The organism is uncultured Nostoc sp. (assembly GCF_964245445.1).
Classification (GTDB): domain Bacteria; phylum Cyanobacteriota; class Cyanobacteriia; order Cyanobacteriales; family Nostocaceae; genus Nostoc.
The window spans coordinates 2,921-9,947 of record NZ_CAXTNE010000181.1 but is presented as its reverse complement, the minus strand read 5'-3'; the positions used below and the strand labels follow the sequence as shown (position 1 = coordinate 9,947).

Annotated in this window: 5 protein-coding genes and 5 pseudogenes; 6 read left to right on the top strand and 4 right to left on the bottom strand. The window is 42.7% G+C overall.

Annotation, left to right across the window (positions count from 1 at the left end):
* Positions 1-43: 43 nt before the first annotated feature.
* From ACFE90_RS25130 to ACFE90_RS25115, 4 pseudogenes are all read right to left on the bottom strand, one after another.
* Positions 44-1,309: pseudogene (locus ACFE90_RS25130) on the bottom strand (aspartate kinase); the annotation flags it as partial.
* A gap of 122 nt (positions 1,310-1,431) precedes the next feature.
* A pseudogene (locus tag ACFE90_RS25125) lies at positions 1,432-1,932 on the bottom strand (Uma2 family endonuclease); the annotation flags it as partial.
* Between the two features lie 41 nt (positions 1,933-1,973).
* Positions 1,974-2,135: pseudogene (locus ACFE90_RS25120) on the bottom strand (DUF1688 family protein); the annotation flags it as partial.
* 55 nt (positions 2,136-2,190) lie between these two features.
* Positions 2,191-2,511 (bottom strand): annotated as a pseudogene (locus ACFE90_RS25115) (hypothetical protein); the annotation flags it as partial.
* Positions 2,512-2,766: 255 nt separating this feature from the next.
* Between ACFE90_RS25115 and ACFE90_RS25110 the strand changes: the two are divergent.
* The 6 genes and pseudogenes from ACFE90_RS25110 (at position 2,767) to rtcA (ending at position 6,410) form a co-directional block, all read left to right on the top strand.
* Positions 2,767-3,249 carry a tetratricopeptide repeat protein gene (locus ACFE90_RS25110; RefSeq protein WP_375505174.1) on the top strand — a complete coding sequence of 161 codons (483 nt, stop codon included), beginning with the start codon at positions 2,767-2,769 and terminating at the stop codon, positions 3,247-3,249.
* Between the two features lie 21 nt (positions 3,250-3,270).
* Complete coding sequence (locus tag ACFE90_RS25105) at positions 3,271-3,729, top strand: hypothetical protein (RefSeq protein WP_375505173.1); 459 nt, start codon at positions 3,271-3,273, stop codon at positions 3,727-3,729.
* The gene (locus ACFE90_RS25100; protein WP_375505172.1) at positions 3,632-4,309 is read left to right on the top strand and encodes an ABC transporter substrate-binding protein; all 678 of its coding nucleotides are present in this window, start codon (positions 3,632-3,634) and stop codon (positions 4,307-4,309) included. Before ACFE90_RS25105 ends, ACFE90_RS25100 begins: the two co-directional genes overlap by 98 nt.
* Positions 4,310-4,332: 23 nt before the next feature.
* Complete coding sequence (locus tag ACFE90_RS25095; protein ID WP_375505171.1) at positions 4,333-4,524, top strand: ABC transporter permease subunit; 192 nt, start codon at positions 4,333-4,335, stop codon at positions 4,522-4,524.
* A 359-nt stretch (positions 4,525-4,883) separates the two neighbouring features.
* Positions 4,884-5,087 (top strand): annotated as a pseudogene (locus ACFE90_RS25090) (FAD-binding protein); the annotation flags it as partial.
* A 273-nt stretch (positions 5,088-5,360) separates the two neighbouring features.
* The gene (rtcA, locus tag ACFE90_RS25085; protein WP_375505170.1) at positions 5,361-6,410 is read left to right on the top strand and encodes an RNA 3'-terminal phosphate cyclase; all 1,050 of its coding nucleotides are present in this window, start codon (positions 5,361-5,363) and stop codon (positions 6,408-6,410) included.
* Positions 6,411-7,027 lie beyond the last annotated feature (617 nt).

The window sequence follows — 7,027 nt, the reverse complement described above, 5'->3', positions numbered from 1 at the left end:
CCCCTGCTTCCTCTGCTCCCCCTGCTCCCCCTGCTCCCTGCTCCCCTGCCTCTATCTCAAAAGCACTTTGGAGTGCGTTGACGGCGCGATCGCATTCGGCTGCATTGACTACGCAACTTACTTTCACTTCGCTGGTGGAAATCATCTGGATGTTCACGCCTGCTTCTGCTAGGGTAGCGAACATCTTCGCAGCTACACCGGGACGCCCAATCATTCCCGCGCCTGCGATACTGACTTTGGCAATCTTATGTTCTACCATTACCTCGGCTTCGTCAGATTTGGGATTAGATGGACTCCTCAGTGATGGCGCGATCGCTGCTGTTACTGCTTCTGCCCGTTTTAATATTGGTGTTGTAACAGTAAAAGCAATGTCATTACTGTTACCTTCATGAATTGACTGAATAATCAAATCTACGTCTACTTTTTGCCGAGAAATTTCGCCAAATAGCCTTGCTGCTATGCCTGGTTTATCAGGTACGCGCAACAAAGCCACCTTTGCTTGGTTGGTGTCAAATTCTACAGCATCCACGGGACGGGCAATTTCTAGATTGATTAGCGATCGCCCTTGGGGTTTGGCTGATGTTACCCAAGTACCGGGGGCATCCGTCCAGCTAGACCTAACTACTAGGGGAACACCATAGTTGCGAGCAATTTCTACAGCACGGGGATGCAGCACTTTTGCCCCCAAGCTAGCTAGTTCCAACATTTCATTGCAGGTGATGTCATCCATCAACTGGGCTTCGGCAACTAAGCGGGGATCTGTAGTTAAAATCCCTGGAACGTCTGTATAAATTTCACAAAAATTTGCTTGTAATGCGGCTGCGATCGCCACCGCCGATGTGTCAGAACCACCACGCCCCAAAGTTGTAATTTCCATTTCTCCGGCGTTGGATGTACCTTGAAAGCCTGCTACTACAACTACTTTACCTGCATTTATGTGGCGAGTTAGGCGAGTAGTTTCAATATGCAAAATCCGAGCGCGGCTGTGTTCGGCTTCGGTAACAATTCCTACCTGAGCGCCAGTCATGGAAATTGCGGGTTGTCCGAGTTCCTGCAAAGCCATACTAAGTAAGGCGATGGTGACTTGTTCTCCAGTGGAAAGTAGCATATCCATTTCCCGGCGGTTTGGATTTAGAGAAATTTCATTAGCTAGTTTGACGAGTCCATCGGTGGTTTTGCCCATTGCCGAAACCACTACTACAAGAGAGTTTCCAGCTTTAACAGTTTTGTAAACTCGTTGTGCAACAGCTTGAATACGTTCGACTGAACCGACAGATGTACCACCGTATTTCTGAACTATGAGCGCCATAACTTTTATACAATCAATTGTGTCTGTTTTGCTCAATGCCTCCGCCGGGTTAGGAAGCCTTGAAGATATTAATAGATATTTAGTTTACTAAAGATTGTGTAGCATACCCAATCATAAGTTGATTATTCAAAAACTACATCTTTGTAAAGTGCTGCTATTGTTTCCTTAAAATCCACGCTGTTGAGTCGAAATGATTTATCTTCTGCTGTGTAAGATTGTAAAACCCAAAGCCTCTGCTCATTGCGTCGAAAACACTCGAATCGCTGACGTTTTGTATTAATTAAAACATACTCTTGCAGACTTTCCAGGGTTTGATAATCGGCGAATTTGTCGCCCCAGTCTAAGGCTTCAATAAAATTAGATAAAACTTCGACAATTAAACAGGAAAATCTTTTATAAGCTGGCGTTTCTTGATCGCGTTGGTCGCAAGTAACCATAACATCGGGATAATAAAAGCGATTTAGAGATTCAATTTGGGCTTTCATGTTAGCGATATAAACACGACAACCAGAGCCGCGCACATGATTACGGAGGAGAGATGCCAGGTTAAGAGAAATAGTAACGTGTGCGTCAAGCGCTCCAGCCATTACGTAGATATAGCCGTCGATGTATTCATGTTTGACAAGGTTTTCTTTGCCAAATCAAACTTAGCAGCAGCTTTTTACAGAGGCGTTAGTCCCGCTAACTGGCTATCAAACTGAGTTAAACGCGGTACACCCCCAACTTCAAAATGTCGCCAACGACTGTGAAATGGAATTTCTAGATCCGGGTACTCGCAGCGCATGACTTCAATTGTATAATCTGCTACTTTCGCCAACTGCGTTAAAGCGACACATTCTGTACGGGTAAAGTAGGCATCAGCGCGATCGCCTCCTTCTTGACGGGTCGAAAGATACTATTTTATCAGGGTCAGCCCAACTAGGATGAGGTCCGATATGCTCTACTGGGGATGTATTCCTCAAATCCGCTCGATGATCAGACTGCAAAGCACCGCTAGCCACTGCTAGAGCGCGATAAATCGCATAACTGCCAGAATGAGTGCCAATCACATTGCGATGTACCTGTTTAGTTAGCGTGGCAATGATCGGCCCGCGTTCCATAGGGTTGGCTGCTCCCCATTGAATGGGGATTGGTTTAGGACCAAAGCTACTAGGATGAGAAGTAAGAACAATATGCCTGGAAACGTCGTTTTGCTTTGGCATAGTCATTATTTTTTTGGGGATATTTTTATAAGCTATTAGTCACTAAGTATTTGTCAACTACCTATAGTCAGTTTTTATTTTTATAACTCTAAATATCGAGTGTGGTATTAGTCGTATGCTGAATACAATAAATTACACAGAAAATTCATAATTAGCAATAAAATACCGCAAATTTAAAGATGGCTTTAAAAATCATTTAATGGATATATTTTGTGAGAAAGTTAATACAAACGTATATTCACTGATCTTAAATTCATGGATTCTTTACCTATCAATTCCTTACTTGAAGAGTTGAAAAACCCAGATGCCACAGTCCGCGAAAAAGCAACCAGAAAAATCTGGCGGATTTGGTTTCAGCAAAAGGGAATTTATGGGCTGGAAATAATTGATCGCAGTCAAAAGTTACTTGATGCAGGTGAAATTACAGAAGCCGAAACAGCCCTGACAGCACTAATAAAAGACCAGCCAGATTTTGCCGAAGCTTGGAATCGACGTGCTTTTCTGTATTACAGTATTGGAGATTATCAAAAATCTCTGGCAGATTGTCAGATAGTTGTGCAGATAAATCCAATACATTTTGGGGCGCTTCACGGTATGGGTTTGTGTTATGCAGCACTAGGAGAGTATAGTGAAGCCATCAAAGCTTTTAAAGCTGCTTTAGAAATTCAGCCCTATTCGCTAGTGAATCAAAAGTTGATTCTAGAATGTACATTTAGATTCAGTTACAGCGGCAAATAGAAGAGAATATCATCCTGTTTTATGAATCCGTCATCACCCTTATCAACAGCAGTTCATCGCCTTAGTCGCCGCAATTTTATTCAATACGCTTCTATCTGGATTGATAGTAGCTTCATTGCTGGTTGTAGTAACAGTAACCAACCATCAACTAGCAATTCTCAGTTTGATAAAGTTACATTTGGCACAAATTGGATAGCACAAGCAGAACACGGCGGATTTTACCAGGCGATGTCTACGAAGGGCTGCGCCTACGCCACTGATATTTATAAAGACTATGGTTTAGATGTAAGTATCAAAATGGGTGGCCCGCAGGTTCCCAGTGGTACTCAATTGTTGATAGGGGGATGCGGTAGATTTCTTCATGGGTTATGGCATAGATACCGTGAATGCCATAGCACAAGGTATTCCCAAAATCACAGTCGCAGCAATTTTCCAGAAAGACCCCTGGTGTCTTATTGCACATCCCAACCCAGCAATTAAAACCCTTGCAGACCTCAAAGGCAAACCAATTTATGTCTCTACTTCTGCTAATATTACCTACTGGCCTTTACTCGAAGCAAAGTATGGTTTTACCAACAATCAAAAGCGCCCTTACAACTTTAATCCTGCTCTTTTTCTGATTGACAAAAACTCAGCCCAACAAGGCTATATTATATCTGAACCCTTTGCTATTGAGAAGCAGGGTGGTTTTCAGCCAGTAGTATTTTTATTAGCAGATTATGGTTATCAACCCTATGCAACCACTATTGAAACAAAAAAAGAACTAGTAGAAAAGAATCCTGAATTAGTGCAGCGATTTGTTGATGCCTCAATTAAAGGTTGGTATAGCTACTTAGAAAATTCTCAACCAGGGAATCAATTAATTAAAAAAGATAATCTAGAAATGACGGATGAGCAACTTGTCTATAGCATTCAAAAGCTAAAACAATATGGAATTATCCTTTCTGATGCAGTAGAAAAACAAGGTGTTGGGGCGATGAGTGATGCAAGGTGGAAATCACTCTTTAACAGTATGGTTGGATTGTCGCCTTTTTCCCTATCGTATCCAACACTACACTAGGACTCAACAGTGTTAACCGGAACTTGCTCAACCTATTTCAACTTTACAAAGCTTCTCGCTGGCAAACTCTGCTGTATCTCCGTTTACCTAGCGCCATGCCCTATTTCTTAGGTGGTTTAAAAATTAGCGGTGGTTTAACATTAATTGGCGCAGTTGTAGCCGAATTTGTCGCCGTACTGGTGGGGCAAAATCTGGCATTGCTTACCGGATTTTAATCTCCAGCTACAACTTACAAATTCCTCGGATGTTTGCAGCATTATTTCTCACAACTGGGTTGGGTGTATTAATTTTTGTCAGCTTGAGTGCCCTATCTGACTTTATATTAAGTAAGTGGCATGAAAGTGCAGTGAAACAAGAAAACTAGGATTTTAAAACGCAGAGGAACGCAAAGGTTTACGCAGAGGAACGCAGAGGAGTTAATTCTCTGCGAACCTTTGCGCTTCCCTCAGCGTCCCTCTGCGTTAAAAAAAGGATATAATACCAAGTTGCCAAAGTTAGTCTTGTTTGTAACTAAGGTGGCTCTTGGACTGACTTCCGAGCAAATAATACGATCAAAGACAACTTGGTATAAGCTATGACGATATTGGATGCCCTAATTAATTCTCTAGAAGGCATAGAAACCATCACCGACTCCGCCCAAGTCGCAAAATTATCGCAGGATTATCACACCTTTAGCCCGGTGCTTGTGCCGAAACTAGAGGGAAAAGTCGGGGATATCGTAGTGCGTCCCGCTAATGAAGCCGAGGTTTTAAAAGTTGCAGCCGCCTGTGCGAAACACCTATTATTGAAGATGGCGGCAGAAAAGTTATTGATCCTGAGCAGTTAAAATTTAAGGAAATAGTTGACCCATATCGGTTGATGAATCCCGGTAAAAGTAAGGTTCTTCAATTGCAAATTCAAAATTAGCAAACTACAAAAAACACATATCAGAACTTTTTCTGTATATTTGTGTAACTTGTTTTCAAAAAACTAGCTGTTAGACGTTTATAATTTGTGGTTTGATTTTAAGAGCCGTGGGGATAACCCAAAATCCACCATTCCAAAATCGCTCATGATTGAAATTGACGGTTCCTACGGAGAGGGAGGCGGACAAGTTCTTCGCACTTCCTTAAGTCTAGCGGCCATCACTGGCGAACCCATACGAATTTCAGGCATTCGCGCTGGACGCAAAAAGCCAGGATTAGCAGCACAACACTTAACAGCAGTTCGGGCTGCGGCGAGAATTTGTAATGCCCAACTACAGGGTGATGCTTTGGGTTCAATGCTGCTGGAATTCATCCCAGGTAGTGCTGTGCAAGCTGGAACTTATACTTTTGATGTTAGTAAAGCACAACTTGGTGGTTCTGCGGGTGCGATCGCTCTAGTTTTACAGACAATACTCTTACCTTTGGCACTAGCATCTGGCAATTCCCAGATAACATTAAAGGGTGGAACTCATGTAAACTTTAGCCCGACAGTGACGTACATAGAGCAAGTTTATCTACCGATATTGCAACGCATGGGTGTAGAAGCCCAAGTCAAGTTAGGCGCTTGGGGGTGGTTTCCCAAAGGTGGCGGAGAGGTACAGTTGCAGGTGAGTGGCGGTGGTAAACTCAACGGGATCAACTTGCTAGAACGGGGAAATTTACAACAGGTGCGAGGGCTAGCAGTGGTAACAGAATTGCCTTCGCATATTCCCCAACGGATGGCGAATCGTGCCGAGAGTTTGTTACGAGAAGCCCATTTGAAAGTTGCTGTACACGCTTTGCGAGAAAGAGGTGTGGCACCTGGGGCGGGTATTTTTTTAACTGCTGAGTATCAGAACAGTTTGACCGGCTTTGGTGGATTTGGGCGTTTGCGGTTGTCGGCGGAAACAGTTGCAGAAATTGCTTGTCAGCAACTGCTTGAGTTTCATAAAACCGGCGCAGCAGTTGATGAACATTTAGCAGATCAGTTATTATTGCCAGCTGCTTTAGCGTCACAGGAAAGTCATTACCGGGTGGCTGAGGTGAGTAGGCATTTGACGACGAATGCGGCGGTAATTGAACAATTTGGGTTGGCGCAGATTAGGGTAAATGAAGCTGAAAAAATAGTGTCAGTAAAACGCAAACATGAAACATAAGTCAATATACGAGGTTAAGTGAAATACATTACCGTACTAACACTTTGCCTGTATGGCTGATGAAAAAATCATGCGTGGGTGTACAGCTACATAAAAAATTGCCTCACTTCTAAGGGTTGAAATGAGGCATAGGAGCTTTTATTAGCGGAGAAGAAAACTTTTGATACTTTTTCTAGAAGCATTTGCAATCAATTCCTTAAAAGCCACACTTGTTGCAATAACAAGCGACTAGCAAATTTTCAAGGCAACTGCAAGTAGGGTTAAGACTGAGTTCAGTCGTTCCTGATACTTCCTATTTATTTAAATATCGAACATAGCCTTTAAATTTACTTCTACTAAAGGCATATATTTAGTTTAAGTCAGTTTGCGATCGCAAATACAAGGGACTGGGAATTGAATATGGGGCACTTCTACTGAGCATTGCCGTAAAGCCTGCGGCATAGCTACGCTTAGGGCGCAGCCTCTCGTAGAAAAGTATCGAGCATTAGACATAGAGATATTTTTTATTGCCTGTGGTTATGCCTAATGGAGTATAGGACTCTTGCATCTAGTAAAGTATGGTCTTAAATCAGTATTAGAGCTTAGTTGATGAACCTCTGAGCTTAGTTGATGAACCT

What these genes read in the sequence shown, in the direction of transcription:
- ACFE90_RS25110 (WP_375505174.1), top strand. Translation starts at nt 2,767, where the DNA reads ATGGATTCTTTACCTATCAATTCCTTACTTGAAGAGTTGAAAAACCCA.
- ACFE90_RS25105 (WP_375505173.1), top strand. Translation starts at nt 3,271, where the DNA reads ATGAATCCGTCATCACCCTTATCAACAGCAGTTCATCGCCTTAGTCGC.
- rtcA (WP_375505170.1), top strand. Translation starts at nt 5,361, where the DNA reads ATGATTGAAATTGACGGTTCCTACGGAGAGGGAGGCGGACAAGTTCTT.